Origin of the sequence: Xanthomonas citri pv. citri, assembly GCF_000961215.1 — a bacterium.
Classification (GTDB): domain Bacteria; phylum Pseudomonadota; class Gammaproteobacteria; order Xanthomonadales; family Xanthomonadaceae; genus Xanthomonas; species Xanthomonas cissicola.
This window is the reverse complement of sequence record NZ_CP008998.1, coordinates 3,081,989-3,099,710: the sequence shown is the minus strand read 5'-3', so window position 1 is coordinate 3,099,710 and position 17,722 is coordinate 3,081,989. Positions and strand designations below refer to the sequence as shown.

At 62.8% G+C, this 17,722-nt stretch carries 18 protein-coding genes, 1 tRNA gene and 2 pseudogenes; 12 read left to right on the top strand and 9 right to left on the bottom strand.

What is annotated here, in order from left to right:
- Positions 1 to 60 precede the first annotated feature (60 nt).
- Genes gpM through AMD14_RS13875 form a run of 3 tightly spaced genes read right to left on the bottom strand, consistent with a single transcriptional unit; the run spans position 61 to position 2,686 of the window.
- Positions 61 to 780, bottom strand: a complete 720-nt coding sequence (gene gpM, locus AMD14_RS13885; RefSeq protein ID WP_011051737.1) for a phage terminase small subunit — start codon at positions 778 to 780, stop codon at positions 61 to 63.
- 3 nt (positions 781 to 783) lie between these two features.
- Positions 784 to 1,797, bottom strand: a complete 1,014-nt coding sequence (locus AMD14_RS13880) for a phage major capsid protein, P2 family (RefSeq protein WP_011051736.1) — start codon at positions 1,795 to 1,797, stop codon at positions 784 to 786.
- Positions 1,798 to 1,843: 46 nt separating this feature from the next.
- Positions 1,844 to 2,686: a GPO family capsid scaffolding protein gene (locus AMD14_RS13875; protein ID WP_011051735.1), complete on the bottom strand. Its 843-nt coding sequence runs from the start codon at positions 2,684 to 2,686 to the stop codon at positions 1,844 to 1,846.
- 142 nt (positions 2,687 to 2,828) lie between these two features.
- On the opposite strand from AMD14_RS13875, the gene AMD14_RS13870 reads away from it, so the two are divergent.
- The 4 genes from AMD14_RS13870 to AMD14_RS13860 are packed head-to-tail and all read left to right on the top strand — an operon-like array spanning position 2,829 to position 6,504.
- Positions 2,829 to 4,592: a terminase ATPase subunit family protein gene (locus AMD14_RS13870; protein WP_015463380.1), complete on the top strand. Its 1,764-nt coding sequence runs from the start codon at positions 2,829 to 2,831 to the stop codon at positions 4,590 to 4,592.
- Positions 4,592 to 5,614, top strand: coding sequence for a phage portal protein (locus tag AMD14_RS13865; protein ID WP_011051733.1), 1,023 nt, complete (start codon positions 4,592 to 4,594; stop codon positions 5,612 to 5,614). Before AMD14_RS13870 ends, AMD14_RS13865 begins: the two co-directional genes overlap by 1 nt.
- Before the next feature lie 25 nt (positions 5,615 to 5,639).
- Entirely contained in the window at positions 5,640 to 5,885 is a 246-nt protein-coding gene (locus tag AMD14_RS23585; protein ID WP_011051732.1) for a Com family DNA-binding transcriptional regulator, read from the top strand.
- Positions 5,803 to 6,504, top strand: a complete 702-nt coding sequence (locus AMD14_RS13860) for a DNA-methyltransferase (protein WP_011051731.1) — start codon at positions 5,803 to 5,805, stop codon at positions 6,502 to 6,504. The genes AMD14_RS23585 and AMD14_RS13860 overlap by 83 nt, the downstream gene beginning before the upstream one ends.
- Positions 6,505 to 6,538: 34 nt before the next feature.
- On the opposite strand, the gene AMD14_RS13855 is transcribed toward AMD14_RS13860, so the two are convergent.
- From AMD14_RS13855 to AMD14_RS23575, 3 genes and pseudogenes are all read right to left on the bottom strand, one after another.
- Positions 6,539 to 7,300 carry a hypothetical protein gene (locus tag AMD14_RS13855; RefSeq protein WP_045714597.1) on the bottom strand — a complete coding sequence of 254 codons (762 nt, stop codon included), beginning with the start codon at positions 7,298 to 7,300 and terminating at the stop codon, positions 6,539 to 6,541.
- A pseudogene (locus tag AMD14_RS13850) lies at positions 7,215 to 10,546 on the bottom strand (coiled-coil domain-containing protein). The gene AMD14_RS13855 and the pseudogene AMD14_RS13850 overlap by 86 nt, the downstream one beginning before the upstream one ends.
- Before the next feature lie 612 nt (positions 10,547 to 11,158).
- Positions 11,159 to 11,803, bottom strand: a complete 645-nt coding sequence (locus tag AMD14_RS23575; protein ID WP_011051727.1) for a DUF1629 domain-containing protein — start codon at positions 11,801 to 11,803, stop codon at positions 11,159 to 11,161.
- Between the two features lie 737 nt (positions 11,804 to 12,540).
- Between AMD14_RS23575 and AMD14_RS25070 the strand changes: the two genes are divergently transcribed.
- Positions 12,541 to 12,714, top strand: a complete 174-nt coding sequence (locus tag AMD14_RS25070; RefSeq protein WP_162829062.1) for a hypothetical protein — start codon at positions 12,541 to 12,543, stop codon at positions 12,712 to 12,714.
- A gap of 252 nt (positions 12,715 to 12,966) precedes the next feature.
- On the opposite strand, the pseudogene AMD14_RS23570 reads toward AMD14_RS25070, so the two are convergent.
- Positions 12,967 to 14,134 (bottom strand): annotated as a pseudogene (locus tag AMD14_RS23570) (IS3 family transposase).
- Between AMD14_RS23570 and AMD14_RS25065 the strand changes: the two are divergent.
- From AMD14_RS25065 to AMD14_RS13805, 7 genes are all read left to right on the top strand, one after another.
- Positions 14,133 to 14,294 (top strand): hypothetical protein, encoded by a 162-nt coding sequence (locus AMD14_RS25065; RefSeq protein ID WP_015463376.1) that lies wholly within the window; start codon positions 14,133 to 14,135, stop codon positions 14,292 to 14,294. The pseudogene AMD14_RS23570 and the gene AMD14_RS25065 sit on opposite strands and share 2 nt — an antisense overlap.
- Positions 14,287 to 14,469, top strand: a complete 183-nt coding sequence (locus tag AMD14_RS25350; RefSeq protein WP_040259576.1) for a hypothetical protein — start codon at positions 14,287 to 14,289, stop codon at positions 14,467 to 14,469. The genes AMD14_RS25065 and AMD14_RS25350 overlap by 8 nt, the downstream gene beginning before the upstream one ends.
- The gene (locus tag AMD14_RS13825; RefSeq protein ID WP_011051725.1) at positions 14,462 to 14,734 is read left to right on the top strand and encodes a hypothetical protein; all 273 of its coding nucleotides are present in this window, start codon (positions 14,462 to 14,464) and stop codon (positions 14,732 to 14,734) included. Before AMD14_RS25350 ends, AMD14_RS13825 begins: the two co-directional genes overlap by 8 nt.
- On the top strand, positions 14,731 to 14,955 hold the full coding sequence (locus AMD14_RS13820; protein WP_015463374.1) for a hypothetical protein: 225 nt from the start codon (positions 14,731 to 14,733) through the stop codon (positions 14,953 to 14,955). The genes AMD14_RS13825 and AMD14_RS13820 overlap by 4 nt, the downstream gene beginning before the upstream one ends.
- On the top strand, positions 14,952 to 15,224 hold the full coding sequence (locus AMD14_RS13815; protein WP_015463373.1) for a hypothetical protein: 273 nt from the start codon (positions 14,952 to 14,954) through the stop codon (positions 15,222 to 15,224). Before AMD14_RS13820 ends, AMD14_RS13815 begins: the two co-directional genes overlap by 4 nt.
- Complete coding sequence (locus AMD14_RS25345; RefSeq protein WP_015463372.1) at positions 15,221 to 15,430, top strand: DUF7696 family protein; 210 nt, start codon at positions 15,221 to 15,223, stop codon at positions 15,428 to 15,430. Before AMD14_RS13815 ends, AMD14_RS25345 begins: the two co-directional genes overlap by 4 nt.
- 214 nt (positions 15,431 to 15,644) lie before the next feature.
- Positions 15,645 to 16,886: a site-specific integrase gene (locus tag AMD14_RS13805; RefSeq protein WP_011051722.1), complete on the top strand. Its 1,242-nt coding sequence runs from the start codon at positions 15,645 to 15,647 to the stop codon at positions 16,884 to 16,886.
- Positions 16,887 to 16,962: 76 nt separating this feature from the next.
- Here the strand turns inward: AMD14_RS13805 and AMD14_RS13800 are convergent.
- Positions 16,963 to 17,039, bottom strand: a tRNA-Asn gene (locus AMD14_RS13800).
- A gap of 61 nt (positions 17,040 to 17,100) precedes the next feature.
- Entirely contained in the window at positions 17,101 to 17,628 is a 528-nt protein-coding gene (locus AMD14_RS23550) for a GspH/FimT family pseudopilin (protein WP_011051721.1), read from the bottom strand.
- Between the last annotated feature and the right edge of the window lie 94 nt (positions 17,629 to 17,722).

Sequence of the window (17,722 nt, the reverse complement as noted above, 5' to 3'; positions counted from 1 at the left end):
CCGCAGCGATGGAGTGCTGTGGATCAGCCCCGAGCCGGCGAGGGTTGCGGGGACGCTCGGTTAGGCGCTGGTGCCCGCAGGCTCAGCGCTGAACTTCTTCAAGAGGCGCTCGGCGCGCTCCAGATCCTTCTTGCCACCGCAGCTGCCGTGCAGTGCGATGGCGCGCTGCAGGTCGGCGACAGCGGCAGCGGCAATCGGCTGCGCCTGGTCGGCGGGCGTTTCATCGGTGATGCCGGCCAGATACGAACGGGCCAGTGCCAAGTGCAGCTTGGCGCGCACCTCGTCGGGCATGTCCTGCTCGGCGGTCAGCGCGGCGGTGTCGGCCAGGATGGCCGCATCGAACGGCTGGCCGGTCTTCTGCGCCGACAACGCGGCGTCGGCCACTTCTTCAGCCAACACGCAGCCCACCGTGCGGGAGAAGCGATCGGGCATCTGCAGGTTGTGCTTGAGCACATAGGCGCCCAGCTCCAGCGCGCCGGCATAGTCGCCGGCATCAATGCGCCAGACCATGCACGTCATGACGATCTCGTCCTGCGCGCCCTGGCCGCCGGCCAGCACGCCGGCCAGATACGGCACGTAGGTTGGCAACAGCTGCACCTTGAGCGCCGCCTTGCCCTGGGTCGACTGGATCTGCTTCAACCGCAGGCAATCGCTCTGCAGCTGTGCCATGTGCTGCTCGTAGGCCGTTGCACCGGCCATCAGCTGGTGCGGTGCGCGCTGGGCGGCTTCCAGCTCGGCGAGCACGCGGCTGTGGTGACGCTTGGCGGGACTGTCGGCCATGGTTTAAGCCTCAATCTCGATGTGCTCGACCACGCAGCCCAGGCCGTAGTCTTCGACTACGTACGCATCGTTGGAGGACTCGTAGTTCTCGATGCGATCGCGTGCGGGCACTTCCTGGATGTAACGGCGACGGCCGCCGGTCTGGTAGTAGATCGACAGGTTCGCCAGCGAGGTCACCATCAGCGCGCCGTCCGGCAGATACGGCACCTCGGCCACCTGCAGGCCGCCGACGCGGCGCTGGCTCAAGATCAGGTCGGTGGCGATCTTCTCGCTCGCCGGCTGATCCTTGTTGACCATCGGGAAATACTTGTCGTGCATCAGGTCGCGGCCCAGCACCACGACCAGGCTCGGATCCTTGCGGTGCCACGGGTCGAGCAGGTTGCTCACCACGTCATACACCAGCGCGTCGAGGTTGCCGTAGTCGGCACCGGCACCGCCGATCACGACCTTGCCGGCCGTCTTGCCGCTCGCCAGCACGCGTTGGGCGGCGTTGGTGCGGTACTGCTGCAGCCAGCCAATGTTGACGTCTTCCAACAGCGGGAATGCGGCGCGATCGGTGTCGGCGGCCGCATGCGTACCGTTGAAACCGATCTGCAGACGGTCCAGCGCCTGGCGCTTGACGATGGCATCGCGCAGGCGTGCCTGGAAGTCCGGAAACTTGGCCCAGGAATCGAGCAACGCATACGGGATGGCGGTGTCGAAGTCGGTCTTCTTTGCCAGGTACTCGTTCTTGTCGAGCGCGGCCACGTTGCGCGGGGTGCGGGTCTTGCCTGCACCCGTGTCGGTACGGCTGGCGATGCTGCCGGTGACGCCGATGCCAACCTTCTGGCCGGACAATTCGTCCACCGGGATGATGTTGACCTTGGACAGGAACTCGCTCGATTCCTGCATGCGCGATTCCAGCTTCTGCTGCACGGTCGGATCGACAGCGAAGGAGTGGAATGGCGAGGCGACGCCGTTGAGCTTGGCGATCTGTTCGGCGAACTGGGTGAACTGCAGGCGGGTGGCGTTTTGCATGGTGGCTCCGAAGGATGTGGCGCTGCGGCGTTTGTGTGGTGTGGGATCAGCAGTCGGTCAGCACGGCCGCGCCGCCGCCGGTGACCACCGGGCGTGCGGGTTGTGCGGGGTCAGGCTGCTGTGAGAGCGAGGCGCGCAGCTGCGCCAGGTCGTCCGCCAGCTGCGCGTGCTTGGTCGCCTGCTCGTTGTGTTCGGCCTGCAGGCGGTCGAAGCGTTCGTCCTGGCCGCGCACGTGCTCGGCGATCTGTTCGATGCCTTCGCCCAGGTCTGCGAACTGCTCGGCGGTGATGGCGGTGGCGTCTTCGCTCTTGAGCGCAGTGCGAATCCGGCTCAACAGACTGGCGACCGGCCCCTCGCTGACTTCGCTGAATTCCAGCGCGGTTTCTTCGGCAACGGTGAACAGGTTGCCCGGTGACTGCTTGCGGTCGGCAAGCGGATTGGCGTCGGGGTTTTGGCTCGCGAAGCTGAGCATGGAAGTGCCCAGGCTGGCCGGCGAATCGGTCACGGCCAGGCCGACCAGATACGCCTTGCCGGTGTTGGCGAACTTCTCCTGCACTTCGATGCTGGTGTAGAGCTTTTGCTTGGACTTGTTGATGGTGATCAGATCGGCGGTCGGCTCGATCTGTGCGAACAGCGCCAGACGCTTGGTGCCATCGATCTCCACCTCTTCGGCCTTGACGGCGGTGACATCGCCATACGCACGGAACGGCGAATCCGGCAGCAGGCTGCGCATGTGCTCGATCCAGATGCGGGCGTTGTAGGTCTCGCGGTTGTAGGTGGCGGCCATGTCATCGATCCAGCTGCGCTGAATCGTGCGGCCATCGGTGGTGGCGCCTTCGACGGCCACGCGGAACCAGTTGGAACGAAACTTCTTGGCCTTGGCCGACATGGGTGTCCTCTGCGCTGGATGCGTTTGCGATGACCCATGGTCAAACGCAACGCATAGCGCAGCAACGAAAACACCGTGTAAACAAGGTGATTACGCGTTGCTCAACTGTCGGGATTAAGAGGTGTGCTGCACCCTGATCGGCATGCAAAGCGTTGCCACCCAGCTCCCGATGGACACCCGCAGACAGGCCAAGTTCCTGTACTGGATGGGATGGCGCGTGATCGAAATTGCGCAGGCCATCGGCGAGAACGAGAAGACTGTACACAGCTGGAAGTCGCGTGACGAGTGGGATCGCGCAGATAACGTTGAGCGCATCGGTGGTGCACTGGAAGCGCGCCTGGTCGTGCTGATCATGAAGCCGGAAAAATCCGGCGGTGACTTCAAGGAAATTGATCTGCTGCATCGGCAGTTGGAGCGCCAGGCGCGCATCCAGCGCTACCAAGGTGGCGGCAACGAGGCCGATCTGAACCCGGCTGTTGCCAATCGCAACGCCGCGCCGAAGAAGAAGCCCAAGCGCAACGACTTCACCGAGGAACAGGTCGAGCAGCTGACCACGGCATTTGTCGACGGCTGCTTCGATTATCAGCGCGATTGGTATCGGGCAGGCAACGAGCGCACCCGCATCATTCTCAAGTCGCGTCAGATCGGTGCAACGTTTTACTTCGCCCGCGAGGCGCTGATCGATGCGCTCACCACCGGGCGCAATCAGATCTTCCTCAGTGCGTCCAAGGCACAGGCGCATCTGTTCCGTGGCTACATGCAGCAGTTCGTGCGCGAGACGATCGACGAGACGCTCTCCGGCGGCGACAGCATTGTGTTTCCCAACGGCGCCGAGCTGTTCTTCCTCGGCACCAATGCACGCACCGCGCAGGGCTACCACGGCAATTTCTACTTCGACGAGTTCTTCTGGACCTATGGGTTCAACGAATTGAACAAGGTCGCCAGCGGCATGGCGATGCACAAGAAGTGGCGCAAGACTTACTTCAGCACGCCATCGAGCATGGCGCATGAGGCCTACACGTTCTGGACCGGCGAGCGCCGCAACAAGGGCAAGCCGGCTGCGCAGCGGATCCAGATCGATGTGTCGCATGACGCGCTCGCTGGCGGGCGCCGTTGCCAGGACCGCGCCTGGCGGCAGATCGTCAACATCCTCGACGCCCAGCGCCGTGGCTGCGACCTGTTCGATATCGAGGAACTGCGCGAGGAGTACAGCCCGGACGCCTTCGCCAATCTGCTGATGTGCGACTTCGTCGACGACGGCGCCAGCATCTTCCCGCTGGCGATGCTGCAGCCGTGCATGGTCGACAGCTGGGTGGAGTGGGGTCAGGACTACAAACCGTTCGCCGCGCGCCCCTACGGCGATCGCGCCGTGTGGATCGGCTACGACCCAGCTGAAACCGGCGACACTGCTGGCCTGGTCGTGCTGGCGCCACCGCAGCAGCCTGGCGGCAAGTTCCGGCTGCTGGAGCGCATCCAATTCCGCGGCATGGACTTTGCCAAGCAGGCCGCCGAAATCGAGCGCATCACGCGCCGCTACTGGGTGACCTACATCGGCATCGACACCACCGGCATGGGCAGCGGCGTGGCGCAGCTGGTGAAGCAGTTCTTCCCGAATCTGGTCACCTTCAGCTACTCGCCGGAGGTCAAGACGCGGCTGGTGCTCAAGGCCTTCGACGTCATCCATAACGAACGGCTGGAGTTCGATGCCGGCTGGACCGACGTGGCGCAGTCGTTGATGGCCATCCGCAAGACGATGACCGCCAGCGGCCGGCAATCCACCTTCACCGCTGGCCGCTCGGAAGAGACCGGCCACGCGGACCTGGCGTGGGCGCTGTTCCACGCGCTGCAGAACGAACCGCTGGAAGGGCGCACCGCGCGCAACTCCGGCTTCATGGAGATCTCTTGATGTTGACCGACCAGCTGCCCGCCACCGCGCCTGCAGCGCCCGCCGTGCCTACACGCGCCGAGGCGTTTACCTTTGGCGACCCGACACCGGTGCTCGATGGGCGCGGTGTGCTGGACTATCTGGAGTGCTGGCAGAACGGGCGCTGGTACGAGCCGCCGGTGGCACTGGATGGCCTGTCCAAGACCACGCGTAGCAATCCGTTCCTGCAGTCCGGGCTGATCTTCAAGCGCAACATGCTGGCGCGCACCTTCAAGCCGCATCGGCTGCTGCCCCGCGAGGCCTTCGAGCAGCTGTCACTGGATTGGATCACGCTGGGCAATGGCTACCTTGAGCGCCGCCGCAACCGAATGGGCGGTGCGCTGTCGCTGAGTGCGCCGCTGTCCAAGTACATGCGGCGCGGTATCGCCGAGGGCGAGTACTTCCAGGTGCGCACCTGGCACGACGAGCACGTGTTCGAGCCGGGTAGCGTGTTCCAGCTGCGCGAAGCCGATGTCGATCAGGAACTCTATGGCCTGCCGGAGTGGATGCCGGCGATGCAATCCGCGCTACTCAACGAGTCGGCCACGCTGTTCCGCCGCAAGTACTACAACAACGGCTCGCATGCCGGTTTCATCCTGTACCTGACGGACCCGCAGCAAAGCCAGGAAGACGTCGATGCGCTGCGCAACGCCATGAAGGGCGCCAAGGGGCCGGGCAACTTCCGCAACCTGTTCCTGTACTCGCCAGGCGGCAACAAGGACGGGCTGAAGCTGATCCCGGTCAGCGAAGTGGCGGCCAAGGACGAGTTCAGTGGCATCAAGGGCATCACCCGCGACGACATGCTGGCCGCGCTGCGCATCCCGCCGCAACTCATGGGCATCGTGCCGCAGAACGCTGGCGGTTTCGGGTCCATCCGTGAGGCCGCTGCCGTCTGGGCTGCCAACGAGCTGGAACCGCTGCAGGCGCGCATGTTGAAGATCAACGACTGGGTGGGCGATGAGGTGATCGCCTTCACCCCCTACGCGCCACCAGCGGCCGCGTAATCCTTTCCCACTGCAAGACCACGCAATGCTCAAGAACCTCCGTTGTGGCGAATGCGCCCGCCTGCTATGCAAGGCCGGCGCCTTCGATGAAATTCAGATCAAGTGTCCGCGCTGCGGCACGCTCAATCACCTGAAGGCCGAGAGCCTCACCTCCGATCGCCGCGAGCGAATCCAAGAAGGCTCTCACCATGAAAAATCAGCTCCTGCAGGGCGACGCCCTGACCATCCTACCCACGCTCGAAGCGAATTCGTTCGACGCGCTGATCACTGACCCGCCATATGCCAGCGGTGGGCTGACCGCCGCTGCCCGTGCGCGGCCGCCCTCGACCAAGTACTGCCGGGATGGAGGGCACGCCGACTTCGTTGGCGACGAACGCGACCAGCGCTCGCACCTGAAGTGGATGCACCTGTGGCTGTCCGAGTGCGCGCGCGTGCTCAAGGACGGCGCGCCGGTGCTGCTGTTCACCGACTGGCGACAGCTGACGCTGACCACCGACGCGCTACAGATCGCGGGGTTTACCTGGCGCGGCATCACTGTCTGGGACAAGACTGAAGGCGTGCGGCCGCAGTTGGGCCGATTCCGCAACCAGGCCGAGTACATCGTGTGGGGCAGCAAGGGCAACATGCCGCTGGATCGCCGCGCGCCGGTGCTGCCAGGTGTTATCCGCGAGTCCGTACGCAAGGCTGACAAGCACCACCTGACCGGCAAGCCCACCGAATTGATGCGGCAGCTGGTGCGGATCTGCGAGGCAGGTGGGCGCGTGCTCGATCCGTTTGCTGGCAGCGGAACCACATTGGTGGCCGCGCAGCTGGAAGGATTCGAGGCGGTCGGGATTGAGATGACGGATCAGTACGCCACCGTTACCCGCGACCGGCTGACAGCGCTGTAATCAGACGACCGGGCCGCCCCTAGCGGCTCGGTTTTCATTGCGCGGGGGATGGGCGCAAGGCAATCACGCGATACTGGCCACGATCGCCATAGCGTGGCCCTTTCTTGTCAATCTCGGCGCAGAGCCTGTCCTTGCCACAGGTAACGAGATTGGCATGAGCAACACGACGTAAAAAAGTGATTTCCGCCCTGAGCTGGGCGGCTTCCGCGACAGCCGCTTTTGTGCTGTAGAGCGCATAGCCGGCCACGACCAGGCTGATGACACCCGCCACCAGCAGGGCAATCGATGCGATCCACATGCGCCGCGTTGTCGTTGTTTCCAGTGAGTGCTGTGCGTGCGCGTAACGCTGGGTCGCCTGCTGGACCGTCTGCTCCGCAGTTGTCATCTTCTTGTTGAATCGCTCGGCCGCCGGCTCCAACGTTTGCGTCAGCGCCTGATTGCTCAATTGCGTCAGCCGGGGAAGTGCGCTTTCCACGACGCGGTTGACGCGCTGATCGGCACTGTTGACGGCGCTCTGCAGAAGCTGCAGCTGCTCCCGGACCAGATCGTCCAATGCGTGCTCGCGGCGCTGTAGCGTCCCGATCATCGCCGCCAGGGCCTGGATCGATTCTTTTAGGGTGCGTTCCGACCCGTTGACATCGGGCAGCGCGGAGGTGTTCTGCATGTCCATAGTGTTCTCTCGATGATTCAACTTGCTACACGTGTTCCGGCTATCCACCACCACCGCCGCCGCCGCCTCCACCGCCTCCACCGCCGCCACCGCCTCCACCGCCGCCACCGCCGCCGCCACCGCCATCACCCTGCGGACCTTGCATCGCCGGTCCGTTGGCGAACTGCGGCAGTGTCATCACCATCACCGGGCCACGGCTGGTCTGCACCTCTGTCGAGACGTCCATGTTCAGTGCCTGGCGCGTACTCCCTGCTCCTGGGCTTCCTGCATCGCCTGTGCATCCAGAAACTCATGCCCTTGTTTGGCAAGGGCCTGGCTGTAGGGGCTGTTGGCGACCCGTTTCAAGGCCTGTTCGATCGCCAGTTCGTTCTTGCAGTCGATGGCGTACAGCAACTCGTCCACATCCGGATCGCCAGTGATGCTTTTACGCTGGGGCTGCGGCCGATCTTCCTGCTCGCCAGCGGCAAGAGACTGTGGCGCGGTGTCGGCCGGCGGGGCGCGGGGTGGTCTCAGTCCAGAGGGGCCATCCGGATCGTACCCATCACGTAATTCCAACTCGGTAAACGGCCGCTCACCACGGTCCACGCGCGCCTGCCGCGCTTCTGCGACGCGGTTTTCTGTTTCGAGCTCCTGTTCGAGTTGGATGCGCAGCTCACGCATGGAGCGCTCTATTTCCTCCCAGGAGTTCGGATCGGCGGGCACAGCGGCAGGACGGTCGTGCTCATCTGCCAGGGACGCGGAAAGCGGCTCGCGCGCATCGGCCGCGCCCTCGGGGGCCTCGGCGGAGCGGCCAGCGCTCGGTAGGTCCAGTGATGGCCCTGTCGCTTGCGCGAGGTGTGCGGACACTGGCAACGCTGCCGCGGGATCTGGTGCTTCCAGTGCTTGAGCCTGTGGCGTGCGCGCCTCTTGCTCGTCGCGCTGTTCTGCGGCCACCGCGGTGGCGAACGATGGCGCGGAAGGCGGGAGCGCCGCCTGGGCCAGGTATGCGTCCGCCGGCTGCTCGGGCTGCTGAGCAGGTGCATTTTGCTGCGCATCCGAGGCTTGCGCCGTCATCGGCCGTTGGCCGCTGTGCAGGTCCGCAACCTGCTGCTGATTTGCCGGTGCTGACTGCGCGATCGCCGCGCTCTGCGCTGTCTGCTGCTGGGCTTCCTGCGGGCGCTCTTCTTGCGCGTGTTGGCTTTGCGGCCGCTGCTGCGCTACGTCGGATGCCTGTGCTTGCGCAGGCTCTGCCAACTGCGCCTGGGGCCGTTGGGCGAGGTCATCCGGGGTAGACCGCTGCTCGGGCTGGCGCGGCGATGTGTCTTGCGCATGGAGCGAAGACGGCTCGTGCGAGACGGCCTCATTCTCCGGCTCTTGCTCGCGTTGTGGAGCCGCTTGGGCATGCAGCGGCTGTTGCTCGGGATGTTGCGCATCCTGCGCTTGCAGGCGTTCCTGCTGGCTCTGCTGGGCGTCCTGTGCCTGGCGTGTTTGCTGCTCGCGCTGCTGCGTCTGCTGGGCCTGCTGCTGCGCTTGTTCGCGCTGCTGGGTGTCGTGTGCCTGCTGCTGGACGTGTTCGCGTTGCTGGACAGCCTGTGTCTGGCGTTCTTGCTGCTCCAGCTGTTGCGACTCTTGCCGGCGAAGCTCCTGCAATGCATGCGCCTGCAGCGCCTGAGCGTCCTGCGCTCGGTCTTCGTGTGAGGTCTGCTCGTGCAGCGTGTGCGCGCGTGCCTGCGCCAGCTGTTGGTCTTGCGCTTGTCGGTCCTCCTGCTGCCGTTCCTGACGCTCCTGCGCGGCGCTGGCCGCCTGGCCCCGCGCCTGCACGTCGAGGGCATGCTGGTTGGAAGGGGCGGAAGACGACGTGTCCGCATCTGCGGATCCGTCCGACGAGCGAGGCGCAGCGGCCAGCTGCTGTGTGGGGGCGGCCGGTTGCTGCCGCGCCTGCACATCCCGCAGCGCCTGGCGGATGTCCTCGCTGCTGGTGACCGCTGCAATACGCTCTACGCCATCGGGGCCGCGTTGCAGATGCGCAATCGGGCTATCGGCGCCAAAGTGTCCACTAGGGCCACGCTGCAACTGCATCGCGCCATCGCCCGCAAGTCCCTCTGCCTCGCGCGTGCGTTGCGTCGCCAGTTCGATTGCTTCACGCCATTGCGGCTGTAGCTCGGTGCCGACAATGCGATAGCGGTAGAGCGTCTGCTCGCCCTGTATGTCTTGCGGCGATTGCTGGATGGCGGCAATCGCCTGCGCCTGCTCGGTCAGTGCCGGTTGCAGCATCGCGCGCGTGGTCTCCAGTTCCAGTACGCGGTTGCCGTCGGGTGGTGCGCCGTTGTTGGTCCACTGGCCTTCGATGTCGCGGTAGTAGCGCTGGCCGTTCGAGGCGGTCAAGGCATCCGGATCGGGCAGCGCCTGCTGCACCGCTGGCGACATCGGCAGGCCATCGGCCGCCCAGCCGTTGCGGTGGTGCGCCAGTTCGTAGCGCGCAGCGATCGCCCCGGGGCTGTTGGCGATGTTGCGGGCGATGGTGTGCTGCGCTTGCGCCTCCAGCTCGGCAGCGCGTTGCGGCTGGGCGGTTTCCTGCATGTAGCTGCCGCGATCGTTGGCGCCGGAGATCTCGGCCTTGACCAGCCGATGCCATTGACCGTCCGATGCATCGCGTCGCCAGTCGGCGTTGCTCAGGCTGGGACGGTCAGTGGCATTGGCTGGCTGCCGATACGGATCCTGCGGAGCGGGCGCATCTTTGAGGGCGAGCGCTGCAGCGGCATTGGTGGCTTGGTAATTGAGTTCGCGTGCCTTCTCGTAGCTGGCGACGATAGGGGTGGAGGTCGGGTTGTCTACCCCGTCGTTGGTGGTGTCGGCTTTGCCCTCGCGCGTCCAGGCACTGCCGTTGAACGACCACTGCGCGCCGGCGCGATCGGTCTGGGTGTAGATGGCGCGGTTGTCGAGCAACGCGGCGGCCTTCTCGCCAGCGGTACTCAAGAAATACGCATCGGCTGCGATCAGCACCATCGGCCCGGCGCCCGAGCTACCCAGCGCGTAGGCAGCGGCAGTACCGCCGGCCCAGCCACCGACGTTGCGGCCGGCAAAGTGCGCAAGCTCCGATTGCGCGGCGAGCGGGTTGTCCTGGCCGAGGAACTGCGTGGCGCGCTGGCCGGTCATCACCGTGTCGGCGGCGGTGGCGAGTATGCCGGCAGTCCGCAGTGCCTGGCCTGCAGATAGATCGCCGGCCAGTAGCTCTGCGGTGGCAAAGCCGCGTTGACCTGGCGGAATGCGTAATGGTCGGGCTGCTTCTTCGCCGAGAACATTTTCGACCTTCAGGATGCCTTGGTCGGAAAGCGTCAGGCGGCCATTTGCATGAGCTTGTGCGATGGCTTGTGAAAGTGAATTTCTCCCAATTTCTGGATCACCACCTTTGGTGAGGTTGTTGCTGGATTGCTCTACGTACTGAAGTGTAGATATGACGCGCTGCTCGGAGTGGACGATTGACGACCAGCCGAGTTCGGGTCTCTGTAGCGTTGGAACTGCGTCGATCTGAGATGCAAGCTTCTGATCGTAGCTCGAGGCACCCTTGAAAAACGCATTGATGCCAGGACGGATGTCGTCAGCAACCATGCCGATCGGGGCATTGGTATGGAGATCTGCATTAACCAGGCCTACTCTCATTGTATCAACGAGTCGATCAACCTTTGGCGCGATTCTTGCGATAGCGTCTGGATCACCCGAGATCGCCAGTTGACCGTCTATGGTCTGCGACAAACGCCTCAGTCGAGCGATCGTTCCATCTTGGTAATCCCGTATTGGGCCGCCACTATGCGGGGATATGCCGATTTCCTGTGCTAGTGCCGGATCACTCGGCATATAAATCAGATTGCGTTGCGCATCAATTTCAAAATAATTCGCTTTCTGAAGAACCTCAAGCAGCCGGCTATTGCGCAACGTTTGTCTTTCAGCAATATGATGCTCTTGAAAAATTGTTCGCTTAGCCATAGCGGAATTACCTTCTAAAAATTAAGCGCTCTTCCAGTTTGAGGCATCTCTAAACCAGAGCCCGCTTAAATCTCCATCCGGTCCGGCTCCGGCTTCTTTTACTGCACTTCTCATTGTGTGGTCACAGAAAACACAGTCACCGGAATACTTTAAAATGAATATATGCGAGCCCTCCGTGACTTCTTTCCGAAAAGCTAACTTCGCTCCGCCAGTAAAGTCATAAAACTTTCCATCAATGAAGTCATCGCTAACCTCTATTTCGACTTCTGAGTGTTCCTCGTCGAGCGCGTCAAGCACTCTAACCACATCGCATAGGAAATAGCGAGGCCCCTCACTACCGTCTGCCATTCGGAAATCACACTCAACAAAGCTAAAGCCCTCAGGGTCTATAGCTGAGAATACTTGGTGTAATCGCTCGGATACTAGCCAGTAGCCGCTAAAGCCAGATTCTAAGTCTTTGGGCATAACGCCCTTTGATGGGTCATATATCAAGCGCGGCTTTTCCGATAGCGTTGGGAAACCGCCTTCATTGGGCCTCAAGATTAGTCGAGGAGGGACAAGGAGCTGTTTGACGTTTTCGAAGACGACCCCGAGTTCAGGGCCATATTCGAGACTAGGCATCAAAAAATAGAACTCGCCTTGTTCTGGCGTGCTTTGAACTGTCATCAGGATCTGTCTCCCTCGCTGGTACGGCAGGTTGCAGCGATGTTACTGGTCAGCAGGCTCGTTGAACTTCCGAGCTTGTCCTATGGTGCCCTGATAACGCCCGGGAAGGCAGTAGGGGAAGTCTGATCGTTTGCAGCTGTGATGCGCCGCCCTGCGCGCGCAATCGTCGCCCCGCCACGCCTGCGGTCTTCATACGTGGTTTTCGCTGCACCCCCGCAGTGTGGCCCTAGGCCTCGCTGCTGTTACCGATCCGTGCGATTCAGGGTGGCCTCTCTTCCCTTCAGATCCCTGCGCGCCCAGGCGGCTTTGAGGGAGGCATGGATGCGTTCCTATGGCTGGGCCTCCCGGCGCATTTCGGCAGATGACCATCGGAATCAGGTAATCGGTAATCCGAGACCTGAAACGGGGTCTAAGCGACTGATCTTGTTAGGAAGTTCGGGATTACCTTTTGGGGTGATCTAAGGTAATCGGCACCCCATAGAAAAGTTATGTGATTGAAATTTAAGGGTATTTTTTGGGGATGGGATTACCTCCCCAAAAGGTAATCCCATTACCTCTCAATTACCCTTTAATTACCTTTGATATTCTCTTATAAGTCATTGATAAGTATGGCAATATCTGCATTCCTGGGAACCGATTACCTAGATTACCTCTTTCCCGTGGTCATCTGAAAAATTGAGATTGGGGCGCGCTAGAGTGGGTTGCCACACCACTCACTACCGCCGGTTCCGCCCGCAATGTCGCTGCCCCACGATGCTCCGCAGGCAAACCTCGATCCCGTCGACGCGGCGGGCGGGGAGCGCTGGTGGGTGGTAGACCAGGCCGTGGCCATGCCCAAGCGCGGAATCCGGTTGGCCAACAAGCGCAGTGGTCAGCAGCACACCTTATATATGTCGATCACTGCTGCATGAGCGCGATCGATGCCGGCGATGAGCCTGTGCTGCCGCCTGGCTTCCGGTGGGACAAGCCTTGGCAGAACGCCAAGGGGCCGCCCACAGCGCTTTTTCTAGAGGGTGAAGAGGTGGCCAGGATGGTTCAGAAAGTCACGGGCGAGTGGTATGTGGTACTAGAGCGCCACAGGCCAGCGCCGCCTGGCGAACCCTTCGCGCCTTTCGTCCAGCGTGACTGCAGTAGCTTTGATACGCCCAGGGTTCCGTAGACACTCAAGACCCTCGTTGCGCGTAGCGCCGTTCAAACTCTACAGGGGACAGGTCGCCAGTTGAACCATGACGGCGTTGTGGGTTGTAGAACATCTCGATGTAGTCGAACACCTCGGCGCGTGCGGCGTCCTTGGTGGGGTAGATCCGCCGCCTGATCCGCTCGCGTTTGAGCAGACCAAAGAAGCTCTCCACCGGTGCGTTGTGCCCCAAGGGCAGGCTTCGCGCTCGTGGCAGTTGCCACGCCGACTCATGCTGCACACCAAGCCATGGGACGCCAGGAAACTGCGCCAGTCATCGCTGGTGTAGACAGACCCCTGGTCCGAATGAACCAGGCAACCAGCGCTGGGTTTGCGCCGCCACACCGCCGACAGCAAGGCCTGCACGACCAACTCGGTATCGGCTCGATCGCGCATCGCCCAGCCGACGACCTGCCTGGAAAACAGATCGATCACCACAGCCAGGTACATCCAGCCTTCATGCGTACGGATGAAGGTGAAGTCGCTCGCCCAGGCCGTGTCCGGCTCGGTCACGTCGAACTGTCGATCCAGCAGGTTGGCTGCCGCCTTGCACGGCGTTCCGCCATGGAAGCGCGGCTTGCGGCCATAGCCCACCTGGGCACGCAGTCCCTCGGTGCGCATCAATCGATGCACCCGATGGCGACTGCAACGCTCACCCAGATCGCGTAGATCCTTGGCAATCTTGCGATGCCCATAGACACTGCCGCTGGCCAACCAGTGGTGCTTGATCAGCCCCAGCAGGCGTTCGTCTTCCTTGGCGCGTTCACTGTCGGGCGACTTTAGCCACGCGTAGTATCCAGCCCGGTTCACCCGCAAAACCCGGCACATCGCGCACACCCTGAATTCTTCGCGGTGGACTTGCATGAAGAGGTACTTTGCCTTTACCCCTTGGCAAAGTACGCGGCGGCCTTTTTTAGGATGTCGCGCTCCTCCGTCACCCGGCGCAACTCGATCTTCAGCCGCCGGACTTCGGCGCTCTGGTCCGCCTCAGCGCGCTGTACTACGCCGGGCTTGCCGAACTTGCGCAGCCAAGCGTACAGGCTGTGCGTGGTGACACCCAGTCGCTCGGCGACCTCTGCCACCTTGAACCCACGATCGGTCACTTGCCGGACCGCCTCGATCTTGAACTCATCCGTATACCGCTTACTGCTCATGGACACCTCCGAATCAGCCATTTTCCATGGCCTTGAGATGTCTAGGAAATCCTGGGCGTATCACTTTCCCTTTGACCTGGCCAACATGCTGCCGCGCAGGCCGACTGCGGCGGCTGCAGCTGCGGTCGCGCAGGCCGCGCGGGAGGTGGCGCATGGTTGAGTTACTCGCGCTTGTGGCGGTCCTGGCGCCGGTGGCCGGTGGCGCGCTGGTCTACAAGCTGTGGACGACGCGCCGTCCGCGCCTGACTCAGACCGGCCTGGCTGTCGGACAGGTGCCGCAGCGCCTGCGCCGCCGCACCCGCATGGCTGTGCGGCGGGAGGCTGCTCATGGCTGAGTCGGTCATTCTTCTCGGCCCGCAGGGCAGCTGCAAATCGCTCAACGCCGAGGCTCTGTGTCAAAAGCTCGGCCTGCAGGAGTTCATCGAGCTGGACGATCTGTTGTTCGCGTTCCGCGCTGATCGCCTGGAGTCTTCCGGGCAGCTGATCCTGACCTGCAACGAGCAGCAGGCCCGCACCTGGTCGGTACGCTGGGGCTTGCGCCTCATGCGTGTCGAGGAAGCACGTGCCCAGCTCGGCGACGCGTGGAGGATGCAGCCATGAACCTGCAGCGCACGATCGAGATTGCGCGCGCCGCAGCGCGTTTGGGAGAGCCTGGCCCCTTGTCCACCGGGGAGGCGCTCACAGCCGCTCTGGTGCTGAATCGCCACGACTGGCTGGCCGAACTGGGCTACACCATCGCCCAAGCGTTGGACCGGATCGACTCCGACACCGCGCAACATCTTCGGGACGCCGAGCGCGTGCTGCGCCTGGAGGTACCGTGACGCAACGTCAGGTCAACCACGACAGTCCTCTGCCGCCGTGCACGAACGGCCACCTCGCTCGCCACATGCTCGACGCCCGCCGCCCCGAGGCGGGCGGCGGGCATTTCATCGAGTGCGTGTGTGGGCGCACGCAGAAGCACCCCAGCTTCGAGTTGGCCATGACCGAGTGGCGGCGTGCGCATCGCATCCGCGCGCCCCGTCAACCACGGCCCAGCACCCATAACGTTGTGCAGCTCGGCCTGCGATTCACCGGCACGCACCAGCGATGATCGATGGCGCAAATACGGAAGGGTTCCGCAGGGCTTGCGAGGCGCGTCACTGGCTCCGGCAGGGCTACACGGATGCAGCCAAGGTGCAAGAGCTACGGCTCCGCATCGCTACTCAGCGCGGCTACGCAGCTGCTGACTTGCTCGTCGAGGAAATGCGCGAGCAATGGAGGCACAGGCGGAAGTGGATCGAGGGGAAAGGCGCGTGAGCAGCCCGGTGATCACGTTCGAGGATCTACGTCGCCTTTGCGCGCCAGTCGGTTCTGCTCCACGCGCATCCACGGTTGTGCGCTGGGCGCGAGAACAGGGAATTCTCTACAGGTACGACGGAAGGGGCGGCATCTGGACAACCCTGGACGCGCTCAACGCTGCAGTGGGGCTGGCCCCGAAAGCCGCTGAGCCACATAACAAGGAGCTGATCTGATGGGACGCGGCAGAAAGCGCAAGTTCAATCCGGATATCCCCAGGCATATCGACCAAGACGCCCTCCCGAAAGGCGTCTACTGGGCAGATGGGCGCTGGTACATCATCGAACCGCACCCCGAGGGCGGTACCACGAGGAAACGCACCATTGCTTATGCGGATGCGAGGCTTTCCGACCTCCACGCAGCCAGAGAGGCATCCCGTGGTGCCGGCCTGGTCGGCTCCCTGCAGTACCTGGCCAACGCGTTCAAGCTATCCACCGAGTACCGGGACCTTTCTCGCAGCACCCGCGATGACTACGATCGCCATGCCGAGGTGGCTTGTGGCTACGTGCTGAAAGACGGCAGCCTGTTCGGGCGCCTGCTGGTAGACCGTCTGTCCGTTCCCCTGGTGCAGCGCCTGGTCGAAGCGCTCGCGAAGGGGCGAGAAGCAAGCGCCGTCCAGCCGGCGCTGCTTGCGCGTCCGTCCACCGCCAACCACACGCTGCGGTATCTGCATCGCCTGTTTGCCTGGGGCATACGCATCGGCCATTGCAAGACCAACCCGGCCAGCGGCGTGCGTGGTGCGAAAGAGCGCGCGGATGCAAAGATGCCGGATCCGCAATCGTTCATGGCTGTGCTTGAGTTCGCCAAGTCACGCGCTGCGTTACCGCTGCACGCGAAGGGATCGGTCCCGCCTTACATGCCGGCGGTGATGGTACTGGCCTACAACGCACGTCTGCGCGGTGTTGAGGTAACCGACCTGACAGACGCGGACGCGCTACAGCAGGGAGTACGCTGTACGCGCCGTAAGGGTTCTCGCGACAACATCACCGCGTGGAACGACGATCTGCGATGGGCATGGATCTGGCTGCGGGACTACCGTGCTCAGCGGATCCAGGCGCATAGACGACCGGTTCCGCTGCGACCGGAACAGCGCGGCCTGTTGGTCACCCAGACCGGCACGCGCTTGGCGCGATCAACACTGAAGACGGCCTGGCAGCGCTTGATAACAGCAGCGATCGAGGCCGGCGTGATCGCGGAAGAGTCTCGCTTTACACTCCATGGCCTCAAGCATCGGGGCATCACTGACACGCGCGGTACGCGGGCGCACAAGCAAGACGCTGCAGGGCATGTCACCTCCCAGATGACGCACCGCTACGATCACGAGCTGCAGGTGATCGCGCCACCAGCGCTGCCTACCGATGACGCACTTGCAGGGGCGTTGGCATTCGTTGACCTGGTCAAGCCATCAGACACGTGAGGGCGCGAATTTTCCCGGCAATTTTCCCGGCGCAACAAAAAAGGGCTTGCGATAAATCGCAAGCCCTTGATGTTTTTGGCGCCCGAAGTTGGACTCGAACCAACGACCCCCTGATTAACAGTCAAGTGCTCTAACCGGCTGAGCTATTCGGGCGGGGAGGCAAATTATAGGGAGGGTTGGCTGCATGTGCAAGCCCCTTGTCGCGCCGCAAGTATTAAGAGGGGCAAGGTTGAGGTAAGCGCGGCCGCAAGGAGCGAAGCCGACCAGTCATGCTGACGATGACCTGACCCTCAAGGCCTCCATCTCGGCAGATGTTGAAGGTCACATTAGTCCCCAGCATTGTCCCGAGTGGGCCAAAGCGCAGATGCGTACGCCCGGAAGTGGTACGGACGCTTATCTTCTCATCAACCTTGCTTGTCCCCGACGCGATGATGTCATGCGCACCATCGGGTCGGCGATTTCCGTCCGGATCTGCGAATAACAGCCAGCCGTGCGTCCAATCGTGACCAGCTGCACAAGCGTCTGATGACTCGCGAGGACACATTCCTACCGGATCCCCACGGGTAATTGAGGTCGACCTTGCCAGTGCCAAATGTGCAGCAAGCTCAAGCATCGCTGACCGAACCTGATGCGTTCGTCGCAATGCCGTTAGGGACGGTAGCGCGATGGATAGCGCCACCGCGAATGCTGCCACCGCAATAGAACACTCAATGAGGCTGAATCCTCTGTGGGGTTGGTGCATATCCTTGCCAAGCCTCGATTCTCGGTGAGCCCTAGCATCGGGCGCGGCTGACGTTTCCGCGATCGGCCTAAAGCCCGTAAGAAGGTAGGGAAAC